This is a genomic window from Paenibacillus barcinonensis (assembly GCF_003217495.1).
GTDB classification, from domain to species: domain Bacteria; phylum Bacillota; class Bacilli; order Paenibacillales; family Paenibacillaceae; genus Paenibacillus; species Paenibacillus barcinonensis.
In genome coordinates this window covers 96609-119970 of the sequence record NZ_QJSW01000001.1, presented here as the reverse complement: position 1 = coordinate 119970, position 23362 = coordinate 96609, and the positions used below count along the sequence as shown (strand labels likewise).

The following is a 23362-nucleotide window of genomic DNA, read 5'->3' as shown; positions in this document are numbered from 1 at the left end:
GAAACAGAGGTGACACAATATGGCGGTCTATCAAGTATTGGTTGTCGATGATTCCGCTTTTATGCGCAAAATTGTGACGGATTTAATTGAAGCGGACTCAGAGTTTAAAGTTACGGCAACAGCGTCAAACGGGAAAGAGGCCATCCAGAAATCATTAGAGCTAAAGCCCGATATTATCACGATGGATGTTGAAATGCCCGAGATGAACGGGCTCGATGCACTAAAAACAATCATGGATACATCTTTTATACCTGTAATTATGCTTTCCGGCATTAATGAACAAGGAATGAAAGAAACGATTATGGCTCTGGAAGCTGGTGCATTTGATTTTATTCGTAAACCATCTGTCGTGCATGATCAGGATATTGCTCAGGTTGGCAAGGCACTCGTGGAACGAATGCGTGCTGCCATGCAAGAAGTCAAGCGAAAAGCCGAACGTAAAGAAGCAATCCAAAAGATGGATGCGTCTCGTAGCTCCGTGGTGAATGCAGCTCAGACGTCGAAGAAGGAGACGCCATCTAGGGACGTAAGTGAACCGCTGAATAAAACGGCTTCACCTGCTGTTCCGAAGATTCAGCCTTCATTAGAGGCGCGTACAGATGCAGTTCAGGCTAAAAAGCAAACGAGTGCGCCGCTATCTCCTGCAAGGCCCGATCGTTCGTTGATTAGAGAGGAAAACCCGGTGAAGCAGAATCAGCCAGCTCGCAAGCCTACAGCAGACAAACCGAAGGCTAGTCCGCTGCAAGCTCGCAAGGAGGCGAAATCGGCGAATGCCCCTCGTCTTACGTCAGACCAGCCAGTGGCTGGTAAGGCATCCGTACCTGCGAAGGAGATAACAAAACCAAACACGGTTTATAAAGCTTCAACAGGCATGGAGGGATCCTTCAACAAACTTGTTGCAATCGGGTCTTCAACGGGGGGGCCAAGAGCGCTTAAAACTTTGTTGGAACAGCTGCCTGCAGACCTGCCAGCGCCAGTCATTATCGTGCAGCATATGCCGCCTAACTTTACGCGTTCACTGGCCCAACGGTTGAATACCTTCAGTCCGCTACATGTGGTGGAGGCTGAGGATGGTATGCAGCTAAAAAAAGGAACGGCATACATTGCGCCAGGTGGCTTTCATCTGAGAGTTCACAAGGCGGGGGATGGAAGATTCATCCTGAAGCTGAGTGAAGATCAACAGGTGAATGGGCACAGACCTTCAGTGGATACAATGTTTGAGTCGCTTCTGCCGTTTACATCTTTACAGCGACATCTTGTTCTTCTGACAGGCATGGGAAGTGACGGAGCACGTATGATGAAAAAGTTATACGAAACGGGAGTTACTTCTACTTTTGCCGAAAATGAAGAAACTTGTGTTGTCTATGGTATGCCGCGTTCAGCTGTTGAGCTGCAATGCGTGCGTCATCTTCTGCCATTGCAGGAGATTGCGCCAAGACTTGTTCAAGCAGTGAAATAACGGAGTGTAACTTACGGAGGAGGTGCCTCACAATGGACATGAACCAATATTTATCCATGTTTATTGATGAGTCTAATGATCATCTGCAATCCCTTAACGAAAACATGCTACAACTTGAAGCGAATCCGGAGGATCTGGGCATAGTGCAGGTTATCTTCCGCTCTGCTCATACTCTCAAGGGTATGGCGGCAACTATGGGATTCGAAGATCTGGCTTCACTGACGCATAAAATGGAAAATGTACTTGATATGGTACGTAACGAGAAGCTGAAAATGCAGGATTATATTTTTGATACCATGTTTAAAGGCCTTGATGCTTTGGAAACTATGGTTCAGGATATTACGGGTGGCGGGGAAGGTAAAGCGGATGTCTCCTCCATCGTGGCTTCGCTCCAGGCTATCGAAAGCGGTGAATGGAAAGGCGGAAGTGCACCTGCGGCCAAAGCAGAGAAACAATCCAGCGGATCCATTTCCAATGCAGTTGAACTGGACGAGTATCAATATTCAGTGCTCGATCAGTCTATTGCAGAAGGTCACCGTGTGTTCTATGTTGATGTCTTGGTGAGTGAACACAGTCAGTTAAAAGGTGTTCGTGCTTACATGGTGTTTGACATGCTTGAGCGTTCAGGTGAAGTGGTTAAGGCATATCCTTCGGTTCAGGATATCGAGCAAGAAAAGTTTGAGCGCAGTTTCTCGTTGTATTACATAACGACCAAAGAGGCGCAAGAACTGGAAAAGGGCATTATGAGCATCTCCGAGATTGAGAGTGCCAAATTGATTCAACTGGATCAAGAGACACTGCAACAGATGACAAACCAGGTAGCTGCAGCAGCTGCCACGGTTGAAGCTGAGCCAGTTCCCGTCATTGTGTCCGATGCCCCGGCTGCAGGTTCTGCGCCACAGGAAGAAGTAAAGGCGGCTTCAGCTTCTGCGAAGACAGCCGCGCCGAAACAGGCAGCCTCGCCTTCACGTACCATTCGTGTTGACATTGAGCGGCTGGATGTACTGATGAATTTGTTCAGTGAATTGCTGATTGACCGGTCCCGTCTGGAACAGCTCGCAAGTGAGACTGGAAACAATGATCTGTCTGACACTGTAGCACACTTGAGCCGAGTGAGCACAGATTTGCAAAATATCGTATTGAAGCTTCGGATGGTTCCGGTAGACACCGTATTTAACCGTTTCCCGCGGATGATTCGTGACCTTGCCAAAACGCTGGACAAAAAAATTGATCTGGTTATCACGGGTGCTGAAACGGAGCTGGATCGAACCGTTATTGATGAGATCGGCGATCCACTCGTGCACTTGTTGCGTAATGCGGTCGATCATGGCGTAGAATCCATTTCGGAACGTATTGCTGCTGGCAAGCCGGAGATGGGTACCGTTAATTTACGTGCCTTCCATAGCGGCAACCATGTATTTATTGAGATTGAAGATGATGGTAAAGGGATTTATCGTGACAAGCTCCTGCAAACGGCGATCAAACGTGGCGTTGTGACGGAGGAGCAGGGTGCGAAAATGAGTGATGATGAAGTCAATCAATTGTTATTCGCTCCCGGCTTCAGTACGGCTGATAAAATCTCTGACATTTCGGGTCGCGGTGTAGGTCTGGACGTTGTAAAATCCAAAATCACTTCACTTGGCGGTAATGTAACGATTACGTCTACGCCGGGCAAAGGTACGAACTTCTCCGTACAGCTTCCACTGACGTTGTCTATTATTGCGGCAATGCTTGTGAGACTGGGTTCAGAGAAGTATGCAGTACCACTGTCTTCTATTGTAGAAACAGCGATTGTACAGCGTGAACAAGTTCGCAACATCCATGGCAATAAAATGATTACGTTCCGCGACTCTCTGATTCCATATTTGTCATTAAGCGAGGTATTTGGCGTACCGGATTTCAACGATGCGGATGAGAAAGAAACCGAAATTGTTGTCATTCGAAAAGGAGAGCGTCTGGCAGCTGTCGCTGTAGAAGAGTTCATCGGTCAAAGCGAGATCGTTCTCAAGTCTATGGGAACCTATCTTCCAGCGATTGAAGGAATCTCCGGTGCAACGATACTTGGAGATGGACAAGTAGCTCTGATTCTTGATCCTAACGCATTTATTAAATAAACAAAGCGTGTGCGTCTTACATTTAATAGGGAGGTTTTTAACATGGAAGAAGAGTTGAAAGTCATCGTCTTTAGATTAGGTTCTGAGGAATACGGTATTGAGGTAGACAAAGTTGAAACGATTGAGCGCATGATGCCGATTACCCGTGTTCCCAAGACCCTTTCTTTTGTAAAAGGGGTTATCAACCTGCGCGGTGTCGTGATTCCGGTCATTGACCTGCGCGGTCGCTTCGGCCTTCCTGAAACGGATTATACCGATCAAACGCGGATTGTAATCGTAGGTGTAGATGATATGCAGGTTGGTTTTATTGTAGATTCGGCTAATGATGTTATTGATATCAAAAGCAGTTCAATCGACACTCCGCCTGAAGTGGTTGGAGGCGTTAAGGCCAGATATCTGCGTGGTGTTGCCAAACTCGAAGATAGCCGCTTGTTGATCATGCTCAACCTCAATGAAGTATTGAATAAAAGCGAGATTGTACAGCTGGAAAGTGTTGAGGGCTAGCACCGTGGATATATTCAACCGATTTGAGGGTTTCCAGATGGATGTGCTCAAAGAGGTCGGTAATATTGGAGCAGGCAACGCCGCTACGGCGTTGTCTCAACTCCTTAACAGACCGATTGACATGGGTGTGCCTACTGTTCAGATGCTCCCGTTTGAGGAGATTTCGGAAAAAGTGGGTGGCGACGAGCGTATTGTAGTGACAATCTTTCTTCGCGTAGAGGGTGAAGCGCCCGGCAATCTTTTTTTTATGATGACGCCAGAGGCTGCCAAGATGCTGTTGAACCGTCTTGCGGGTTTTGAGTTAAAAGAAGGCTTGAATTTTACTGAGATGGAACATTCAGCTCTGTCTGAGATTGGAAATATTTTGGCTGGATCATATTTGTCTTCCTTGGCTGATTTTACAAAGCTTTCGATGTATCCAACAGTCCCTGGGCTGGCTATTGACATGGCTGGTGCAATTTTAAGTTATGGACTGTTGCAATTTGGAGAAATGGGCGATGCTGCATTATTAATTGATACGTCTTTCTTTGAAGGCGAAGACCAGGTAGAGGGACAATTTTTCCTGATTCCTGATCCATCCTCGTTTGCAAAGATTTTTGAATCGCTAGGGGTGCCATTGGACTATGATTGAGGACAAAAGCATCGTTAAAGTCGGTATGGCGGATCTGAATATCGCTAAACTTCCTGGCGTAATCCGTACAACTGGCTTAGGGTCGTGTGTAGGACTGACGATGTATGACCCGCAATTAAAGCTGGCCGGGATGGCACATGTTATGTTGCCTAGCTCTGATATTGCCCGTGAGGGCAAGCTGAATACTGCTAAATATGCAGATACAGCACTGCCTGAGCTGCTTGAGAAGATGTTGAAAATGGGCGCATCACAATCGCGAATTGTATCAAAGATGGCAGGGGGCTCACAGATGTTTGCATTTTCGGGCGCTGGCGATACGATGCGTATTGGACCACGGAATGCCGATTCTTGCCGGGAAATGTTGGAACAGCTCAAAATTCCTCTGCTGGCGGAAGATACAGGAGGAAATTACGGTCGCACCATCGAAATGAATTGTGAGACGGGACTTTTAACTATTCGTAGCGTACAAATGGGTGTAAAGGAACTATAATATAATGATAGGAAACTACCGCATTAATCTTGGAGCAGGCATAGTCGGATTTGTTCTGACTTTTTTTGTAGCATTCAGCAGCAATGTGCTGACAACCAGTTTAATACGTGGCTTGATTGGGTTCGCAGCCTGGTATGTGCTTGCATATGGTCTGCGTTGGGGATTGGGAATATTGCTTAGCCCTCGTATAGAAAACGGATCAACTTACGATGCAGCGAGTGCTCAAGATCTAAGAGGTTCACAGGTGGACATCAAACTCGAAGACGATGGACAAGAGCTGAATGACTTGCTCAAGAATGGACAGAGCGACTCCAATGGAGAGGGTCAACCGCCATCTGAGACGAAAGCTCCAACGGGATTTGCCCCTTTGGATCCGCCTAAACTCGTCCGGACCAAAGACCCGGAGGAATTGGCGCAGGCCGTTCGTCACCTGACAGAAAAATAAGGAGGGTGAAAGCAGTTGAACGAGCGTAAAGCTTCACATTTGAACCATTCTGATCTGTGGGAAAAGTGGAAAGAACATGGAGATCTTGAAGCCAAAAAGATGTTGATCGAAAGATATCTTCATATTGTAAATTATGTGTCAGGCCGACTTGCAGTTGGTTTACCCAAAAATGTTCCAAAAGATGATCTTGAAAGCAATGGGGTAATGGGCCTTATTGATGCGCTCGAAAAATTCGATTATGAACGAGGTCTGCAATTTGAGACTTATGCTTCATGGAGGGTACGCGGAGCTATCCTTGATGGATTGCGTCAAGGTGACTGGGTTCCCAGATCAGTACGAGAAAAAGCAAAACGGATTGAAGATGCCTATCAGCAGCTGGAGCAGACCTATCTGCGTTCTGTCAGCGATGAAGAAATGAGTCAGTATCTGGACGTGTCAACCAAGGATTTTCAACATATGCTCCAGGAGGTGGCTGTGATGTCGCTCTGTTCGCTGGAAGATCCAATTCGTGAAGAAGAGTCTGAAACCCGTCTATCCCTAATGATTGATGAAAAGGCTAAAAATCCGGATTATAAAGTCAATGAGTTTTATCTGAAGGAAGCGCTGGTGCAGGGGCTAGAGAAATTGACAGTGAAAGAACGAACGGTAGTTTCACTTCTGTATTATGAAGATCTTTCTCTAAGTGAGATCGCAGAGGTCATGTCTCTTTCGCCGTCTCGTATCTCCCAATTACATTCCAAAGCCATTTTGCGTCTGCGAGGCACATTGGATAAACAAAAAGATTTGCTGATGCGTAAAGACTAGAGAGCAGAAGTTAACCAAACAAATAGGGAGTGGACAGGCTAATAAGGAGGAAGATCTGCGTTGACACAACGGACTGTTATGGAAAAATGTCTGAACGTCGTTTTATCGGATGATAAATGCACGGCTTACCTTGAATATTACAACGAAGAAGAGGGATTTTCCTGTAATATGGAAGAGCTTGAACAATTTATTGAAAGCAAGGGCATTAAATATGGTCTGGCTCGCGAAGCTTTGTTGCTCTTTATAAGTAATCCATCTGCTTACCTCAAAGATAAATGCAAGATCGCCGAAGGCATTCCTCCCGTTCATGGAACGGATGGATATATACATGTTCTCATCGGCAGGGAAGATGATCAGGAGCAACGTCCTCTGGAAGCGGAAGACGGAAGTGTCGATTACAAAGAGCTGATTCGATTAGACAATGTACGCACAGGCCAGATCATTGCAGAGCGGATTGCCCCTGTTGATGGCTTGTCAGGCAAAGCAGTGACTGGTGAGGAGATTCCTTTTCGTCCTGGTAAGGAAGCAAGATTCAAAGTTGGTAAAAATGTCGTAGTCAACCCTGAAGGTTCTGCCATGTATGCAGCATTGGACGGACTGGTCAGCAGAACAGAGGGGAATAAACTCAATGTGTTTCCCGTATACGAAGTCAATGGGGATGTAGATTACAAACATGGAAATATTGACTTTGTAGGTAATGTTGTCATCCGCGGGAATGTACTGACCGGCTTTAAGGTAAAAGCGGCTGGTGATATTCGCGTTGTTGGCGGTGTCGAAGGAGCGGAACTGGAAGCAGGCGGCTCAATCGAAATTACCGGTGGGATCATCGGGTATAACAAAGGGGCGATCCATGCCGAGCATCATGTGAAATGCTCTTTTATTCAGGAAGGCAATGTTGATGCTGGTGAAGATGTTCTCGTGTCCCAAAGTATTATGCATTCCAATGTTCGTGCTGGTCATGCTGTCATCTGTGCAGGGACAAAGGGACTTATTGTCGGTGGCTCCACACAGGCCGGAGAGCATGTGTCTGCCCGTGTCATAGGTAACACCATGTCTACAGTAACCTCTATTGAAGTCGGTGTCCTTCCGAGACTTCGTAACGAAATGAATGAATTACGCAAAGAGCTCCGCGAGCAAATGGACTCTTTGGATAAAGCCAAGAAAGCATTGACCTTGCTCGATCAGCTGGCTGCAGCTGGGCAACTGACCCCGAACAAGACAGCGATGAGAATTCAATTGATTGCAACTCAAAAATCAGGTCTTCGTCAGACTGAGGAAATGAAAATGCGTATCCTGGAAATTGAAAAGGTACTTGAAGATACAAGCAGAGCTCGTGTGGATGTTCTGAAGATGATCTACGGAGGCTCTAAAATAGTTATCGGCAGATATACGAAATTTATTAAAGATCCGGTCAGTCGAATGTCATTTTATTATCAGGACGGGGATATCACGATGGTTCCGTACGCATAAAATGCAAGAGCAGGCTTGTGAGGGAATCCATTCGAAACCGTGAGGTGAGCGTATGAGTTTCAAAGCAGTGGAGCTTCAGATTGCGGTGCCGCGTACCAGCGAGGCTGGACGTTATCAAAGTGAAGCTCAGCAGAGGCCAGTGACCGATCAGAATTTACTTGCAGAACAGACGATTAAAGAAGCAAACGAGGCTAGGCAACGCAGTGAAGCCATGGCTGAGACTGCGCATACTTCGGTACGTGATGGTCATACAGGTGGTGGGGAGCATCACAGCGAAGCTGGTGGGCATGATGGAGCTGTGGAACAGGATAACATCAAGCCTGCTGAGCATCCATACAAAGGCAAACATATTGACCTGTCTATGTAGGAGAAGCATGAGCAAATGAATTGCCTGTATCCTCGGTGTTCGGAACAAAAGGAGAGAAGCAACTTGGCACCATGGATCATTATTGTCATACTAGGAGCTTGCGCTATCGCTTATGCAATGATTATGCCACGAAAAGACAAGGCGCAGGAATCATCACAACAACTGGTACATGAGATGGAGTCGACGCTTGAGCATTATATGACGGAGATTGAGCGGGATAACGATACACTGATTCAGCGTGTTGCTGAGCTTAAGGGCGAGGCGACTGCAACCGACCAGCGTATGATGTCACAGCTTCAGGAGTTGCAGCAGCGCCTGGATCAACTGGAACGGGAAAAAACAAGGTTATCTGAGCCTTCTGATCAAGGTCAGGCCAAGATTTTGAATAGCAGGCCGTCTGCGGAAGGACTTCAGGCGCAGGGGCTCATGGACAGCGTCAGAGCAGAGGCTGATCAACAAGCTTCAGCTACAGTAGATTTGCAACACATTGAGCAAGAGTCTCAAGAGACACGACGTGAATCTATCAAAGATCGTTACACAGAGCTGTTCAGACTGTATGATGAAGGCAAGTCTATGGATGCAATCTCAAAACAAACAGGCATACAGCTAGGTGAGGTACAGTTAATACTTCAGCTGGCAGAGCGGGAGGAGAACTGAGCCATGGACAAGCGATCTTTGTGGATAGGAATAGGCAGTGGCATGATGATTGGGGCCATTCTACTTCAACTTGCCACAGTCGGACAAAAAGCGTTATCAGACACAAATTTGGACCCAGCTCAGTCTGCCAATATGACGAAAGAACAACTTGAGTCAGCAGCAAAGAGTCTGGATATGAAGCTGGTCAATGCGGCGGACGAGCTGTATACGGAAGAAGAGTGGTTGCAGAAGAAAAAGCAGGAAAGCAGCCAAATGCAGGGCAAAACAGCTGTAACCCCTAACAAGACAAGCTCTGCTACACAGCCGACGAAGCCTGAACAGCCACAGCAGCCAAAGTCAGACAATGTAAAGGAACAATCAGAGGTCAAACAACCGACTATGACTGAGCCTGAGGAGCCGTCACAGCCTAAAGGGGAAATTGTTACATTTAAGGTGAGATCAGGGAACAGTCTGGCTATGGTTGCCGAGAATCTGAAACAAGCCGGTGTTGTGAGTGATGCAGAGGCTTTTATTCAAGCCGGTAGAGCAGAGGGCATTAACCGCAAGATTCGAGTAGGCACATATACTCTCGAAAAGGGAGAGAGCTTTAAGTCGATAATTACCAAAATTACTAAAGAACCGTCAAGCTGAGCATGCTCGGACCAGACGGTTTTTTGATTTCTGTGTGCTTGAAAATGTAGGGCTTAACCTCTGCTGAAAATTTAGATTCGTATAATGTTGCAACGGGCTGTCAGTTATGCTATATTATATAACGGTGTTAAAACACACGCTGTGCTAATTTTGTTGAGGGTGCTTTCCTGATGGAGAGTCTTAGCGAAAAATGATGCTGGCGGAGGACACAATAAAAAACCATATTAGGAGGTGTGTGAAGATGGCAGTAATCTCCATGAAGCAGCTTCTTGAAGCTGGGGTACACTTCGGTCACCAGACTCGTCGTTGGAACCCAAAAATGGATCGTTATATCTTCACTGAAAGAAACGGAATTTACATCATCGATTTGCAAAAAACGGTGAAAAAAGTCGAAGAGGCTTACAACTTCGTTAAAGGAATCGCAGGCGAGAATGGTACTATCCTTTTCGTAGGTACTAAAAAGCAAGCACAAGATTCCGTTAAAGAAGAAGCTGAACGCGCTGGTCAATTCTACATTAACCAACGTTGGCTCGGCGGTACCCTGACTAACTTCTCTACTATTCAAAAACGTATTGATCGTTTGAAACAGTTGGAAGCTTGGGAAGAAGACGGTACTTTCGCTGTTCTGCCTAAAAAAGAAGTTATCTTGCTTCGCAAAGAAAAAGATCGTCTTGAGAAATTCTTGGGCGGTATTAAAAATATGAAAGGCCTGCCAAGCGCCCTGTTCATCATTGATCCACGCAAAGAGCGTATCGCTGTTGCAGAAGCTCGCAAATTGGGTATCCCAATTGTTGGTATCGTTGATACTAACTGCGATCCGGACGAGATCGATTATGTTATCCCAGGTAATGACGACGCGATCCGCGCTGTTAAATTGCTGACAGGTAAAATGGCTGACGCAGTTATCGAAGCTAACCAAGGCGAAGAAACTTCCGCTTAATAGTTTCGAACATATCATTCATGAATTAAATGAAAAGGGTGGTTGGTAGGTGGATAACCTCTCACTGCCCTTTTTTTAGAGTGTACTTACAATACTTAATCTGGAGGGAATTTATAATGGCAGTTAATGCGAGTGCAGTAAAAGAACTTCGCGAAAAAACGGGCGCAGGTATGCTCGATTGCAAAAAAGCATTGGAAGAAGCAAACGGTGATATCACAAAAGCCGCTGAATTGTTGCGTGAGAAAGGTCTTTCCGCAGCAGCTAGCAAAGCAGGACGTGCAGCTACTGAGGGTGTTGTAGAATCCTATATCCACGCTGGTGGTCGTATCGGTGTTCTGGTTGAAGTTAACTGCGAAACAGACTTCGTTGGTAAAACAGACCAGTTCAAAGACTTCGTTAAAGATGTAGCAATGCAAATCGCAGCTGCTAACCCTAAATTCGTTACACGCGAAGAAGTTCCTACAGATGAGCTTGAGAAAGAAAAAGAAATTTTGAAGGCTCAAGCGCTCAACGAAGGTAAACCAGAGAAAATCGTTGAAAAAATGGTTGAAGGCCGTATCGGTAAATACTACGAAGAATACTGCCTGATGGAGCAATCTTTCGTTAAAGATCCAGACAAAACAATTGCTCAATTGCTGAATGAAAAAATCAGCCAAATCGGTGAAAATATCTCTATCCGTCGCTTCGTTCGTTATGAACTGGGTGAAGGTTTGGAGAAAAAAGTGGATAACTTCGTAGAAGAAGTTATGTCCCAAGTAAACAAATAAGACGGTTGTAGACCGACAAGCAGGAATGATTTTCGAAGATATAAGAATGATGAAACTTCGAAGCGCAAACTCCCTTATATCTCAGGAAAACAGTGACTGATCGGTTGAACGTTTTTCCTAAAAAGAACGGAACACTCCTGTGTTCCTTTCTTTTTAAGCAGGAGTCCATGCGCGAGAAGTTTTGTTGGTTGAACACTGGGAGGTGTTCAATTCAAAGTGGAGGGTGAACAATTGGAACAGCCAGTATTTAAACGTGTTGTCTTAAAGGTGAGCGGAGAGTCTCTTTCCGGTCAAAACGGCTATGGTATTGATGCAGCAACGATCTCATCCATTGCTGAGCAGGTCAAGGATGTAGTTGCACTTGGAGTACAGGTTGCGATTGTATGTGGCGGCGGAAATATCTGGCGTGGTATTGCTGGCAGCGAGAATGGCATTGATCGTGCAACCGCTGACTATATGGGAATGCTCGCGACGGTGATGAACTCATTGGCGCTGCAAGACGCACTGGAGCAGATTGAAGTGCCTACTCGCGTGCAGACATCAATTGCTATGCAACAAATTGCAGAGCCATACATTCGTCGTAAAGCCATTCGTCATCTGGAGAAAGGCCGTGTCGTTATTTTTGCAGCAGGTACAGGTAATCCGTTCTTCTCCACGGATACAACAGCAGCACTGCGCGCAGCGGAGATTGAGGCAGAAGTGATTTTGATGGCGAAAAATAAAGTTGATGGTGTCTATTCGGCAGATCCATTTAAAGACAGCACAGCTGAGAAATTCGAACAGTTGACTTACCTGGATGTACTTAACAAAAACCTTGGCGTAATGGATTCAACGGCGTCCTCGCTTTGCATGGACAACAACATTCCGTTGATCGTATTCAACATTACAGAACAAGGTAACATCAAACGCGTTGTTCTTGGTGAGCGCATCGGGACAATCGTTAAAGGGAGTGTAGATTAATGCCACAAGCAGTGAAACAACATGCCGAAGAGCGGATGGAAAAAGCAATTCAAGCGCTTCGCCGTGACCTGGCAACTTTGCGTGCAGGCCGTGCCACACCTGCTCTTCTGGATCGTGTACAAGTTGAGTATTATGGAGCAATGACACCTTTGAACCAGCTGGCTAACATCAGTACACCGGATTCCCGTACACTGATGATCCAGCCTTGGGACAAATCGGCGATGAACGATATTGAACGTGCAATCATGAAATCTGATCTGGGACTTACTCCGGCTAATGATGGTAGCATGATTCGTTTGTCTATTCCTCCGTTGACGGAAGAACGTAGAGCTGAGCTTGTCAAGCTGACTAAACGGTTTGGCGAAGAGGGTAAAGTTGCCATTCGTAACATTCGCCGTGATGCAAATGATGATATCAAGAAAATGGAAAAGTCAGAGATCTCTGAGGATGAATCCCGCAGACATCAGGATGACATCCAGAAGTCGACCGATAAATATATCGCTGAAGTCGATAAGGTACTTGCTGCCAAAGAAAAAGAAATCATGGAAGTGTAAGACAAGCGCAGCCCCTCCATTACGGTGGGGTTTTGTCTCTTTTTCCAAGCTTCAGATGAAGAAACTTCAGGGATTTTGGAGGAACAGGAATGATCAAACGGGTTCGGTCGTGGTGGAATGGGGCTGACAAGCAGGAAACGCTGACTATATCCGAGGATAATATCCCGCAGCACGTCGCCATCATCATGGACGGCAATGGAAGATGGGCCAAACGTTTGGGGCTTCCGCGCATCGCCGGACACCAGAACGGCATGAAGGCAGTTAAACGTGCAACCATCGCGGCGGATGAACTGGGCATCAAATATCTGACGATGTACGCTTTTTCGACAGAAAACTGGACGCGTCCAAAAGAAGAAGTGGATTTTCTGATGAGACTTCCGCAAGAGTTTTTGGCTATTGAGCTGGATGAATTGATAGAAAAAAATGTGCGCATTCGTATGATGGGACATGAAGAGCATTTGCCTTCACATACCGTGAATGCTTTGCGCGAAGCCATTCGTCTTACGGAACATAATACAGGTCTTGTGTTGAATTTTGCGATGAACTATGGAAGCCGCCGAGAGATGACGGAATGTGTGAAAGATATTGCTTTGCAAGTACAGTCGGGTGAACTGGCTGTCGAAGATATCACACCTGAACTCATTGACAAGCATATGCTGACTGCAGATATGCCCGATCCGGATTTATTGATTCGGACGAGCGGAGAACTGCGTCTGAGCAATTTTATGTTATGGCAGCTTGCATATAGTGAATTATGGTTTACGGATATATACTGGCCCGAATTTGGCAAACAGCATTTACATGAAGCAGTAGCCGAATATCAGCGCAGATCAAGGCGTTACGGCGGTTTGAAATAGATGGAGGATGAAGCCGTTGAAACAGCGAATAACGACAGGAATTATAGCAGGTGTGTTGTTTTTGGGGTTTTGCATGCTGGGGGGGCCTTGGTATCACGGGTTGGTCCTGCTTATGGCTCTCATCGGTTATTACGAGTTTGTTAAAATGACCGGGGTGAAGCCTTTTTCAGGTGTAGCCCTGATCGGATATGCGGGAATCATCTCCATCGTATTTCCTTGGGAAATGGTATGGGAGGTAAGGCCGTTATCCTTGTTTCAAGTGATCTGGATTGTCATGTTGCTTCTAATGACAGTGTCCGTTGTCACCAAGAACAGACTGCCAATTAATACGATAGCGATGCTTTTTATAGGCGTATTGTATATCGGAACAGGTTTTTATTACATTGCAGAATCCAGACATTTGGATCATGGTTTGTTCTGGACCTTTTTGCTGCTCGGCTCGATCTGGGCGAGTGACGCTGGAGCTTATTTTGTAGGAAAGTGGATTGGGAAAAACAAGCTTTGGCCTTCCATTAGCCCGAACAAAACCGTTGAAGGGGCTCTGGGCGGTATTGCTATCGCAGTGGTTACATCCGTAATATTTGCGCTCGTTTCTGACGGACTGATCTCCTGGCAAAGAGCTGTTGTAATCGGAATTGCCTGTGCAGTCGTCGGCCAGATGGGGGATTTAATTCAGTCCGCTTACAAACGTGTATACAACATCAAGGATTCAGGCAATCTTCTTCCTGGGCATGGGGGTATTTTGGATCGGTGCGACAGTTGGATTGTGGTGTTTCCATTTGTACATATACTGATGCTATTGCCTTATTAGAGGATAGGGATTTGCTTGGGAAGAAAGTGGCCTGAGCAGACAGGATTGACACCGATAGGCATTGGATTCATTAGAGGTGAGGTGCAGCAATGAAAAAAATAGCGATACTCGGTTCGACAGGTTCAATTGGAACGCAGACGCTGGATGTTGTCGATATGCACCCGGAGCATTTCCAAGTGGAAGCCCTGGCTGCTGGAGGCAATATAGATCTGCTGATTGAACAGGCGAAACGTTACCAGCCGAAGAAGGTCTCGGTAGGCTCTAAGGAGTTAGCTGAAAAAGTAACGCCTCATATGCCAGCGGGTACGAAAGTATATTATGGTGCAGAGGGTCTCATTGAGATTGCGGCAGGAACAGACGCAGACACCGTAGTTACGGCTGTTGTCGGCAGTGTCGGACTTGAGTCTACGCTTGCCGCTATAGAGGCCGGTAAACAGATTGGACTCGCCAACAAAGAAACACTGGTTACAGCCGGGCATATCGTTACAGCGAGAGCTAGGGAAAAAGGTGTTTCGATCCTGCCTGTTGATAGCGAACATTCAGCTATTTTTCAGTGTTTAAATGGTGAGAACCGCTCAAGTGTGGCGGGGATTACACTGACTGCGTCGGGGGGCTCTTTCCGGGATCTCACACGTGAACAGCTGCAACAGGTGACAGTAGAGGATGCACTCAAACATCCAAACTGGTCTATGGGCTCCAAAATCACGATAGACTCTGCAACGATGGTTAACAAAGGTCTTGAGGTCATCGAAGCCCATTGGTTGTTTGGTCTGGCTTATGAACAGATTGATGTGCTGCTTCATCCAGAGAGTATTATTCATTCTTATGTGGAATTCGAAGATACAAGCATCATTGCACAGCTCGGCACTCCAGATATGCGGGTTCCGATTCAATACGCATTGACCTATCCTGATCGTATGCCTTCTCCAGCGAAGCGACTATCTCTTGCACAGATTGGGAAGCTTCATTTCAGAGAGATGGACATGGGACGTTACCCGTGTTTAAGAATGGCATATGAATGTGGTAAAATGGGAGGAACGGCAACAACGGCGTATAACGCAGCCAATGAGGTTGCAGTAGCCCGTTTCTTGCGCAAGGAGATTGCGTTCCTTAAAATAGAAGATATCATTGCTTCTGTGCTGGAGGCGCACCGCAATGTGGAGCGGCCTGATCTGGAGCAGATTGCTGCTTGTGATCAGGATAGCCGCAAGCTGGCGTCCTTGTTGTAATCTCTTTTTTCGAGACGATCGGGAAGAAGTGATTCTCTTGTGCGGCATTAGAGAATAATGATAATCTAGAGGGACAGACTGCGGTACGTGCCGTGAAGGAGGATGGATAGGGATTGGAAACCATACAAGTGGTATTTCTAACGGTGCTCATGTTCTTTGTCATCGTGACGGTGCATGAATGGGGGCATTATTATTTTGCCAAACGCGCCGGCATTCTTGTACGGGAATTTGCGATCGGTTTTGGTCCCAAATTATTCTCATATAAAAGAAACGAGACACAATTTACACTGCGCTTGTTGCCCTTTGGCGGATATGCTCGGATGGCGGGAGAAGACCCGGAACTGATTGAAATTCAGGAAGGACAGACCATTGCGGTTCGAGCTGTGGAGGATGAGGTCAAATGGATCTATCTGGATCAGCTGGACAATCGCAAAAATGTCATTCGTGGAGAAGTGATCTCCATTGATATGGAGAATGCGCTCAGACTTCAGCTGGATGTAGATGGTGAAATGCAGAACTATCGTATTCATCCTCAAGCGATGCTGGTGAGCCGTGGCAAACAGACGCAGATTGCTCCAAAGGATCGGCAGTTTGGCAGTAAAACGGTAGCTCAACGCGCGATGGCTATTTTTGCAGGGCCTTTGATGAATTTCATTCTTGCTTTTGTTTTGTTTGCTGTATATGCCCAGATGGCAGGAGTCCCGGTGGAAAATCCGAAAAACCTGCAGATTGCTGAAGTACTGAAAGGCGGAGCTGCAGATCAAGCGAAATTGCAAAAGGGTGACATCATCGAAACGATTAATGGTACAGCGATCGGCACAGATTCACGCCGAATGGTGGAGATGATTGCTAAATCGCAAGACAAGCCTATGGAGTGGACGCTGCGTCGGGGTAATGAGACGTTTAATATCACGATCACACCTCGAGCGGTGGAAGGACAGGAAGGCGGCAAGGTTGGCATTGTGCCTACACTGCCTACACGTTCTGTAGGCTTTGTGGAAACCTTTAAAGTGTCAGGAGTGGCTATGGTGGATACCACCAAAGTTATTTTCGAAGGATTCAGACACCTTATCAATCAATTCAGTATGGACGACATCGGTGGTCCTGTGCGTACGTTTGAAGTTACAGGACAGATTGCAAAGCAGGGGATTGAGCAATTAACAAGATGGGCTGCAATTCTCAGCCTCTATCTCGGTATCTTTAATTTGCTTCCGATTCCTGCGCTGGACGGCAGTCGTCTCGTTTTCTTGGGTATTGAAGCGCTTCGCGGTCGTCCGGTTGATCCAAATCGGGAGGGCATGGTGCATTTTGTTGGATTTGCAATGCTCTTTGTGCTGATGCTGGCGGTAACATATAATGATATACTACGTTTAATTAACGGATAATTACGGTTTGACTACGCTCTGAATATTCAGTGCTGGTCTTTATGGGAGGACGCTGGAGTCTTATGTCAAAGGAAAACGATAAGCAATTCGTGACTGAAATTACACCTCAGGGTGAAGATTTCTCACGCTGGTATATTGATGTGATTAAAAAGGCAGATCTCATGGACTATTCACCGGTTCGTGGCTGTATCGTATTTAAACCAGACGGTTTTGAAATCTGGGAACATATCAAAGATGAAATGGATCGTCGCTTCCGTGAAACGGGCCATCGCAATGCGTACTTCCCGATGTTTATTCCTGAGAGCTTTTTTCAGAAGGAAAAAGAGCATGTTGAAGGTTTTAATCCGGAGCTGCCTTGGGTTACTGAAGCTGGAGGGGAAAAGCTGGAAGAGCGTTTGGCGATTCGTCCAACCTCCGAAACCATTATTGGGCATATGTATTCCAAGTGGATTCAGTCCTATCGTGACCTGCCAGTATTGATCAATCAATGGGCCAATGTGGTTCGTTGGGAAAAGAGAACACTGCCGTTTCTTCGTACAAGTGAATTCCTGTGGCAAGAGGGTCATACGGCTCATGAGACTGAAGAAGAAGCTCGCGAAGAAACGATGAAAATGCTGGAGATTTATCGTGAAGTTGTAGAAGAGTACCTTGCGATTCCGGTTATTACAGGCCAGAAAACAAAATCCGAGAAGTTTGCCGGTGCGGTGGACACGTTCTCGATTGAAGCGATGATGAAAGATGGGCGTGCCGTTCAAGCAGGTACCTCTCATTACATGGGCACAAACTTTGCCAAAGCGTTCGAGATTCAATATTTGAGTCGGGAGAACGTGCTGGAGCTTGCTCATACCACATCATGGGGAACGAGCACGCGGTTGATCGGAGCTTTAATTATGGTTCACGGAGACGATCGTGGTCTTGTATTGCCACCAAAAGTGGCACCGACTCAAGTGGTTATGATTCCGATTGGACCTCCTAAAACACGTGATGCAGTTGTAGGTCGTGCCGATGAGCTGTTCTCAGAGCTGAAAAAAGCGGGTATTCGTGTGAAAATGGATGATCGCAGCGACGTTCGTCCAGGCTGGAAGTTTAATGAATATGAGATGCGCGGTGTTCCAATTCGTCTGGAAATTGGCCCTCGTGATATGGAGAACGGTGTATGCGTGCTCGTGTCCCGGATCACAGGTGAGAAAAAGGTTGTGGAACAGGCCAATCTCGTGGAGGAAATCCAGGCCATGTTAACACAAGTGCAGTCAGATATGCTTCACCGTGCACGTAAGTTTATGTCAGACAATTTCTATTCCGTGGATACACTGGATGAAATGAAAGAGCTGATGGAGAACAAGCGTGGATTTACACTTGCTGGCTGGTGCGGTTCCGAGGTGTGTGAGGACAAAGTAAGAGAAGTTACGGGGGCAACAAGCCGGAACATTCCGTTCCAGCCTGCGGAACATAAGCATACTTGTCTCGTTTGTGGTGAAAAGGCACAACATACTGTTGTGTTTGCAAGAGCGTACTAGTCAAAATAGCTTGACCAAGAGAGCTTATTCACCGGTTTAGTCATGAATGAAGAGCTTCTGTCGGATAAAATGGATCGGTGCGGGTTCGGATCGGGGACATTTTTGAATACAGAGGCTTTTCATGTTTTAAGGGGGCGCAGGAGGAACACGATGAGTGGATTTGAGGAGAAGAGAAAACGGTTTGAGTTGTTGATGAAACAGGCAGAGCTTCCAGCAGGTTTGACTGATCCTTATTTTCTGGATGGATGGATTGAACAGGTAGAGACGAATCGCACCAATCGCGAATGGCACATTCAGATCGGAAAGGATACACTTGTGCCTGCACCGATCTATCGAACGTTTAGTCTGCATATTCAGGAGAAAATGAATCATATCGCGAAGATTACGTTTGGTTTTAAATATACGGATAAAGTTCTGTCCGGTGATATCGTGAATGAATACTGGAATTTGTTTCTGGAGTGGGTTACTCGCGAGATTCCGTCGGTCAACGGCTGGATGAATCGTGCCATTGTAGAGTGTGAGGCTGATTTGCTGCAGCTGACCATGAGTGACTCCACGTCAATGGAGCTGGCACGTAAGAAGCAGATTGATCAAGCCATCGCTACTTTTTATGACAAATATTTTCACTTGCCGCTACGCATTAAGATTCAGGTTGGTGAAGCGGGGAGCAACAAAGAGGCGATGGAGCAGTTCCAGGCGCAGAAGAAGGTTGAAGAGCGGCAGGTTATTGAGAAGATGATGAGCGAAGTCATTGAGACCGAATTGCCGGAGGAAGAGGATCAGGGTGATGTACGTCTGCAGATGGGCTATGAGATCAAAGAGCCGGCTGTGCCTATGCAGGAGGTTCAGGATGAAGAGAAGAAAATCACGCTTCAGGGTACGATCTTTGGTCTGGACCGCAAGGAGCTGCGCAATGGCAATACGCTGTTCACATTCTATCTGACGGATTTTACGGATTCCATGCAAATGAAGATGTTTGCCAAAACAAAAGAGGATGTCAAGATTCTCAGCCTGCTAGCCAATGGGAAATGGGTAAAGGTGCGCGGACGCGTAGAATACGACCGGTTTATGCAAATTCCTGAGCTGGCCATGATCCCGTCCGATCTGACCGAAATGAAAGCACCGCCATCCCGCAAGGACACTGCGGAGGAGAAACGGGTTGAATTCCATCTGCACACTACGATGAGCACGATGGATGCCGTCACATCCATTGATAAATACGTGAAGACAGCTGCAGACTGGGGGCACAAAGCCATCGCTGTTACGGATCATGGCGGCGTGCAGGTTTACCCGGAAGCAGCCAAGGCAGCGAAGAAAAACGGAGTTAAAATGATTTATGGCTTGGAAGCCAATGTGGTAAATGACTCCGTAGCTGTTGTCCTAAATTCACAACCATTGGATCTGAAAACGGCCACTTATATCGTCTTTGATATCGAGACCACAGGTCTTTCCGTTACACAGAACAAAATTATTGAGATTGCGGCGGTCAAAGTGCAAGAGGGGAAAGAGATCGACCGATTCGCAACGTTTGTGAATCCACATGAACGAATTCCCTATAACATTCAGCAGCTGACCAATATTACGGATGAGATGGTCAAAGATGCTCCTGAACTGGAGCCCGTCATTCGTGACTTTGTTGCTTTTGCAGGTGACGGCGTACTGGTTGCGCATAACGCGCGTTTTGATATGGGCTTTATCCAGGCTTCGCTCAAAAATCTCGGTATGCCCGAGATGCCAAACCCGGTGCTCGACACCTTGGAACTGGCTCGGCTGTTATATCCAAAAATGAAAAATCACCGGTTGAATACGCTGGCGGATAAATATAAAGTTGCGCTGGAGAGCCATCACCGGGCGATTGATGATACGATTGCACTTGCAGGTATCCTGAACGGACTTGTCAATGATGCAGCTCAATTAAAAGGCTTGACGATGCTGGACCGTTTGAACGATTACGTTGGAGTGGATCTTTCCAATACACGACCTTTTCACTGCGGAATTTACGCCTTGAATGATGTGGGCAAGAAAAATCTGTACAAGCTGGTTTCCCTGTCTCATACGGAATATTTCAAACGTGTTGCATGTATACCGAAATCCAAGCTGGTAAGCTTGCGGGAAGGCCTGGTCGTTATATCGGGCTGTGAAAAGGGAGAATTTTTCGAGGCTGTCCTGAACAAATCGGTAGAAGAAGCGGAGGAGATCGCAGAGTTCTATGACATTCTGGAGATTCAGCCGCTCACCATGTATATGCATTTGGTGGACAAGGGGCTCGTGGCTACGCCAGAGGAGCTTAAACTTGCGGTTCGTAAAGTTATAGATATCGGGGCTAAATTAAATAAACCAGTTATTGCGACGGGGAACGTGCATTATCTGGAGCCAAGGGACAAAATTTACCGCGACATCACGATTCATGGAATAACAGGCTTCAGCCCGCTTAAGGATCAGCGGAAGCCGGATGCGCACTTTAGAACGACGGCCGAGATGCTGGAGGAGTTCCAGTTCCTCGGGCAGGATAAAGCTTATGAGGTAGTTGTGACTAATACGATAGAGCTTGCCGACCGTTTTGAAGAGATCAAGCTATTCCCGGATAAACTGTTCACGCCAATTCTGGAGGGTGCGGATGAAGAGATTCGCAATACCTGCTATAACACAGCCAAGTCCATTTACGGAGAAGACTTGCCAGAGGTCATCGTGGCGAGGCTTGAGAAGGAGCTACAGCCGATTATCAAGTATGGTTTCTCAGCCAACTATCTGATCTCGGAGCGACTGGTGAAAAAGTCAAACCAGGATGGTTATCTCGTAGGTTCACGGGGCTCGGTTGGTTCATCCGTTGTAGCGACCTTCCTTGGTATTTCAGAGGTTAACCCGCTTCCGGCGCACTATATCTGTGTAAATCCTGAATGTAAACACAGTGAGTGGTTCCTGGACGGAAGTGTACCGAGCGGATTTGACCTTCCGGAGAAACCTTGTCCGAAATGCGGAGGCAAACTGAAAGGCGAAGGACAGGATATTCCGTTCGAAACCTTCCTTGGGTTTAAAGGGGACAAGGTTCCCGATATCGACTTGAACTTCTCGGGGGATTATCAGCCGCATGCCCATAACTATACAAAAGTGCTGTTCAGCGAGAAGAGTGTATTTCGCGCAGGCACGATTGGTACGGTTGCCGAGAAAACAGCGTTTGGCTTTGCCAAAAAATATGAAGAAGAACATCACAAGAAATGGCGTGGGGCAGAGCTTAATCGTCTGGCGTCCGGCTGTACGGGGGTGAAACGAAGCACGGGGCAGCACCCCGGCGGTATTGTCGTTGTACCTGATTATATTGAAGTGGAAGATGTCACTCCGGTGCAGTACCCGGCAGATGATGTTACAGCAGAGTGGAAAACAACCCACTTTGACTATCACGCCTTTGAAGAAAATTTGCTCAAGCTTGATATTTTGGGACACGATGATCCGACAATGATGCGTATGCTGCAGGATCTGACAGGTGTTGACCCAACGACTATTCCAATGAATGATCCCAAGGTGATGAGCATGTTCAACTCTACGGATGCGCTTGGTGTAACGCCGGAGCAGATTCGTTCTCCTGTTGCAACCTTTGGTGTACCCGAGATGGGAACCAAATTCGTGCGTCAGATGCTTGTCGAATCGCAGCCGTCGTCTTTTGCCGATTTGCTGCAGATTTCGGGACTCTCTCATGGAACAGGAGTTTGGCTGGGCAATGCACAGGATCTCATCAAAAATGGCACATGTAATATCAAAACGGTAATTGGCTGCCGGGATGACATCATGTTATTCTTGATCTACAAGGCTGGAATGGATGCGAGCCTGGCGTTTAAAATTACAGAAAGTGTGCGTAAAGGACGTGGACTGCCGCAGGAATGGATTGATGAGATGAAAAATTGCAAGGTGCCACAATGGTACATTGATTCCTGTCTCAAAATCCAGTACATGTTTCCGAAGGCCCATGCGGCCGCCTATGTTATTTCCGCGGTACGTACAGCCTTTTTCAAGCTGTATCATCCGATCGAATATTATGCGACATATTTTACTGTTCGTGCAGACGAGCTGGATATCGAGCTGGTGTGTCAGGGTTATGATGCCATCTATCGCAAAATTGTAGAGATTGAGCAGCTCGGTTTTCAGGCACCACCAAAAGAAAAAAACATGTTGCCTGTTCTTGAAATGGCGCTGGAAATGAGTGCTCGTGGCTTCTCGCTTAAACCGATTGATCTGTACCGTTCCGAAGCGACAAAATTCATTGTGGATGGGAAATCATTGATTCCTCCATTCTCTGCACTGGCAGGTATCGGGGATAATGCGGCTCGTAACATTGCAGCGGCCCGCGAACACGGTGAGTTCCTGTCAATCGAGGATTTCCAGCAAAAGTCAAAAGCGACCAAAACAATCGTGGAGCTGTTGACCAACATGGGATGTTTCCGAGGTTTGCCAGAGAGCAACCAGCTTTCGCTGTTCTAGGACCGGGCGATCCGTTGAGCTCAGCCAGCTGCAAGGCTTGAAGCGGATGTTATTGTTCAGGTCAGTTAGTGATTTTGTTTCAACGGATCTGAATTTTGTACATTCGTGCTGCTGGCCCGCAAAGGATGGCTTACTTGTCACTATTACCAGACTATGTTATAATTTTTGAAGTGAACGAGATAGTACGAATTTCTGAAGAGTGGGGAAACCCACTCTTTAGTCTTTGGTATACAAGAATCTTGGGTATTTAATCATCTGCCAGCGATACAGCTGGTGTAACCTAAGTTGGAGGTTATCG

General features: G+C 46.6%; 21 protein-coding genes. All 21 read left to right on the top strand.

Features of this window, described 5'->3' with window-relative positions:
* The first annotated feature begins 19 nt into the window (after nucleotides 1-19).
* The 21 genes from DFQ00_RS00560 to DFQ00_RS00460 all read left to right on the top strand — a co-directional run bounded on the left by DFQ00_RS00560 (nucleotide 20) and on the right by DFQ00_RS00460 (nucleotide 23064).
* Nucleotides 20-1459, top strand: a complete 1440-nt coding sequence (locus DFQ00_RS00560) for a protein-glutamate methylesterase/protein-glutamine glutaminase (RefSeq protein WP_110893124.1) — start codon at nucleotides 20-22, stop codon at nucleotides 1457-1459.
* 32 nt (nucleotides 1460-1491) lie between these two features.
* Nucleotides 1492-3573, top strand: coding sequence for a chemotaxis protein CheA (locus tag DFQ00_RS00555; RefSeq protein ID WP_110893123.1), 2082 nt, complete (start codon nucleotides 1492-1494; stop codon nucleotides 3571-3573).
* 42 nt (nucleotides 3574-3615) lie between these two features.
* The gene (locus DFQ00_RS00550) at nucleotides 3616-4077 is read left to right on the top strand and encodes a chemotaxis protein CheW (protein ID WP_110893121.1); all 462 of its coding nucleotides are present in this window, start codon (nucleotides 3616-3618) and stop codon (nucleotides 4075-4077) included.
* A 37-nt stretch (nucleotides 4078-4114) separates the two neighbouring features.
* Complete coding sequence (locus DFQ00_RS00545) at nucleotides 4115-4708, top strand: chemotaxis protein CheC (protein ID WP_110894021.1); 594 nt, start codon at nucleotides 4115-4117, stop codon at nucleotides 4706-4708.
* The gene (locus DFQ00_RS00540) at nucleotides 4701-5198 is read left to right on the top strand and encodes a chemotaxis protein CheD (protein ID WP_110893120.1); all 498 of its coding nucleotides are present in this window, start codon (nucleotides 4701-4703) and stop codon (nucleotides 5196-5198) included. The genes DFQ00_RS00545 and DFQ00_RS00540 overlap by 8 nt, the downstream gene beginning before the upstream one ends.
* Nucleotides 5199-5202: 4 nt before the next feature.
* Complete coding sequence (locus DFQ00_RS00535; protein WP_244213650.1) at nucleotides 5203-5643, top strand: TMEM16 family protein; 441 nt, start codon at nucleotides 5203-5205, stop codon at nucleotides 5641-5643.
* Between the two features lie 15 nt (nucleotides 5644-5658).
* Nucleotides 5659-6447, top strand: coding sequence for a FliA/WhiG family RNA polymerase sigma factor (locus DFQ00_RS00530; RefSeq protein ID WP_110893116.1), 789 nt, complete (start codon nucleotides 5659-5661; stop codon nucleotides 6445-6447).
* Nucleotides 6448-6507: 60 nt separating this feature from the next.
* Nucleotides 6508-7917, top strand: a complete 1410-nt coding sequence (locus DFQ00_RS00525) for a DUF342 domain-containing protein (protein WP_110893114.1) — start codon at nucleotides 6508-6510, stop codon at nucleotides 7915-7917.
* Nucleotides 7918-7969: 52 nt separating this feature from the next.
* Complete coding sequence (locus tag DFQ00_RS00520; protein ID WP_110893112.1) at nucleotides 7970-8284, top strand: hypothetical protein; 315 nt, start codon at nucleotides 7970-7972, stop codon at nucleotides 8282-8284.
* Nucleotides 8285-8347: 63 nt separating this feature from the next.
* Complete coding sequence (locus DFQ00_RS00515) at nucleotides 8348-8941, top strand: hypothetical protein (protein WP_110893110.1); 594 nt, start codon at nucleotides 8348-8350, stop codon at nucleotides 8939-8941.
* A 3-nt stretch (nucleotides 8942-8944) separates the two neighbouring features.
* The gene (locus DFQ00_RS00510) at nucleotides 8945-9571 is read left to right on the top strand and encodes an endolytic transglycosylase MltG (protein ID WP_110893109.1); all 627 of its coding nucleotides are present in this window, start codon (nucleotides 8945-8947) and stop codon (nucleotides 9569-9571) included.
* 241 nt (nucleotides 9572-9812) lie between these two features.
* Nucleotides 9813-10511 (top strand): 30S ribosomal protein S2, encoded by a 699-nt coding sequence (gene rpsB, locus DFQ00_RS00505; RefSeq protein ID WP_024630243.1) that lies wholly within the window; start codon nucleotides 9813-9815, stop codon nucleotides 10509-10511.
* A 116-nt stretch (nucleotides 10512-10627) separates the two neighbouring features.
* On the top strand, nucleotides 10628-11278 hold the full coding sequence (tsf, locus tag DFQ00_RS00500; protein ID WP_110893107.1) for a translation elongation factor Ts: 651 nt from the start codon (nucleotides 10628-10630) through the stop codon (nucleotides 11276-11278).
* Nucleotides 11279-11509: 231 nt separating this feature from the next.
* Nucleotides 11510-12238 carry a UMP kinase gene (gene pyrH / locus DFQ00_RS00495; RefSeq protein WP_110894019.1) on the top strand — a complete coding sequence of 243 codons (729 nt, stop codon included), beginning with the start codon at nucleotides 11510-11512 and terminating at the stop codon, nucleotides 12236-12238.
* Nucleotides 12238-12792, top strand: coding sequence for a ribosome recycling factor (frr, locus tag DFQ00_RS00490; protein ID WP_110893105.1), 555 nt, complete (start codon nucleotides 12238-12240; stop codon nucleotides 12790-12792). Before pyrH ends, frr begins: the two co-directional genes overlap by 1 nt.
* A gap of 89 nt (nucleotides 12793-12881) precedes the next feature.
* On the top strand, nucleotides 12882-13649 hold the full coding sequence (locus DFQ00_RS00485; RefSeq protein WP_110893103.1) for an isoprenyl transferase: 768 nt from the start codon (nucleotides 12882-12884) through the stop codon (nucleotides 13647-13649).
* A 16-nt stretch (nucleotides 13650-13665) separates the two neighbouring features.
* Nucleotides 13666-14460, top strand: coding sequence for a phosphatidate cytidylyltransferase (locus DFQ00_RS00480; protein ID WP_110893101.1), 795 nt, complete (start codon nucleotides 13666-13668; stop codon nucleotides 14458-14460).
* An 89-nt stretch (nucleotides 14461-14549) separates the two neighbouring features.
* Nucleotides 14550-15689: a 1-deoxy-D-xylulose-5-phosphate reductoisomerase gene (locus DFQ00_RS00475; RefSeq protein WP_110893099.1), complete on the top strand. Its 1140-nt coding sequence runs from the start codon at nucleotides 14550-14552 to the stop codon at nucleotides 15687-15689.
* Nucleotides 15690-15802: 113 nt separating this feature from the next.
* Nucleotides 15803-17074, top strand: a complete 1272-nt coding sequence (gene rseP, locus DFQ00_RS00470; protein WP_110893097.1) for an RIP metalloprotease RseP — start codon at nucleotides 15803-15805, stop codon at nucleotides 17072-17074.
* A 62-nt stretch (nucleotides 17075-17136) separates the two neighbouring features.
* Nucleotides 17137-18591: a proline--tRNA ligase gene (proS, locus tag DFQ00_RS00465; protein ID WP_110893095.1), complete on the top strand. Its 1455-nt coding sequence runs from the start codon at nucleotides 17137-17139 to the stop codon at nucleotides 18589-18591.
* 150 nt (nucleotides 18592-18741) lie between these two features.
* Nucleotides 18742-23064 (top strand): PolC-type DNA polymerase III, encoded by a 4323-nt coding sequence (locus DFQ00_RS00460; protein WP_110893093.1) that lies wholly within the window; start codon nucleotides 18742-18744, stop codon nucleotides 23062-23064.
* Nucleotides 23065-23362: the final 298 nt, after the last annotated feature.

Excerpts from the sequence above, each read along its gene's own strand:
- frr (WP_110893105.1), top strand. The coding sequence starts at position 12,238 with ATGCCACAAGCAGTGAAACAACATGCCGAAGAGCGGATGGAAAAAGCA.
- DFQ00_RS00485 (WP_110893103.1), top strand. The coding sequence starts at position 12,882 with ATGATCAAACGGGTTCGGTCGTGGTGGAATGGGGCTGACAAGCAGGAA.
- DFQ00_RS00460 (WP_110893093.1), top strand. The coding sequence starts at position 18,742 with ATGAGTGGATTTGAGGAGAAGAGAAAACGGTTTGAGTTGTTGATGAAA.
- DFQ00_RS00535 (WP_244213650.1), top strand. The coding sequence starts at position 5,203 with ATGATAGGAAACTACCGCATTAATCTTGGAGCAGGCATAGTCGGATTT.
- DFQ00_RS00520 (WP_110893112.1), top strand. The coding sequence starts at position 7,970 with ATGAGTTTCAAAGCAGTGGAGCTTCAGATTGCGGTGCCGCGTACCAGC.
- tsf (WP_110893107.1), top strand. The coding sequence starts at position 10,628 with ATGGCAGTTAATGCGAGTGCAGTAAAAGAACTTCGCGAAAAAACGGGC.
- DFQ00_RS00555 (WP_110893123.1), top strand. The coding sequence starts at position 1,492 with ATGGACATGAACCAATATTTATCCATGTTTATTGATGAGTCTAATGAT.
- DFQ00_RS00540 (WP_110893120.1), top strand. The coding sequence starts at position 4,701 with ATGATTGAGGACAAAAGCATCGTTAAAGTCGGTATGGCGGATCTGAAT.
- DFQ00_RS00560 (WP_110893124.1), top strand. The coding sequence starts at position 20 with ATGGCGGTCTATCAAGTATTGGTTGTCGATGATTCCGCTTTTATGCGC.
- DFQ00_RS00510 (WP_110893109.1), top strand. The coding sequence starts at position 8,945 with ATGGACAAGCGATCTTTGTGGATAGGAATAGGCAGTGGCATGATGATT.
- DFQ00_RS00550 (WP_110893121.1), top strand. The coding sequence starts at position 3,616 with ATGGAAGAAGAGTTGAAAGTCATCGTCTTTAGATTAGGTTCTGAGGAA.
- rpsB (WP_024630243.1), top strand. The coding sequence starts at position 9,813 with ATGGCAGTAATCTCCATGAAGCAGCTTCTTGAAGCTGGGGTACACTTC.
- proS (WP_110893095.1), top strand. The coding sequence starts at position 17,137 with ATGTCAAAGGAAAACGATAAGCAATTCGTGACTGAAATTACACCTCAG.
- DFQ00_RS00475 (WP_110893099.1), top strand. The coding sequence starts at position 14,550 with ATGAAAAAAATAGCGATACTCGGTTCGACAGGTTCAATTGGAACGCAG.
- DFQ00_RS00545 (WP_110894021.1), top strand. The coding sequence starts at position 4,115 with ATGGATGTGCTCAAAGAGGTCGGTAATATTGGAGCAGGCAACGCCGCT.